The following is a 283-nucleotide window of genomic DNA, read 5'->3' on the forward strand; positions in this document are numbered from 1 at the left end:
GTCCTGGCGCTGCTCGGCGGCATGGCAGAGAGCGAGGACGACTACGGCGTGGCACCGGGCGCAGTCCGGGCGGCCGTGGCGGACCAGCTCCCGTTGCTACTGCCCCTGCTTGCCTCCCCGGAGCCGGAGGTCCGCCGGACCGCGGCCTGGGCGGTGTCCCACACCCGCGCGAACGCGATCGCGCTCCCCGCCCTGCGCGCGCGCTGGGACGAGGAACCCGAACCCTCCGCGCGCGCTGAGGTCCTGGCCGGGATCGCACGGCTCGACCCGCAGGGCGGAGCTG

The 283-nt window shown here is 76.7% G+C and carries 1 protein-coding gene; it reads left to right on the forward strand.

Annotated features, from left to right (window positions below; all coding sequences use genetic code 11):
- The coding region (locus tag E0702_RS16965) for a HEAT repeat domain-containing protein (protein WP_205742032.1) at nucleotides 1-283 on the forward strand (283 nt) is incomplete at both ends.

It is taken from the genome of Halomonas marinisediminis, assembly GCF_004347715.1.
Taxonomy (GTDB): domain Bacteria; phylum Pseudomonadota; class Gammaproteobacteria; order Pseudomonadales; family Halomonadaceae; genus Halomonas; species Halomonas icarae.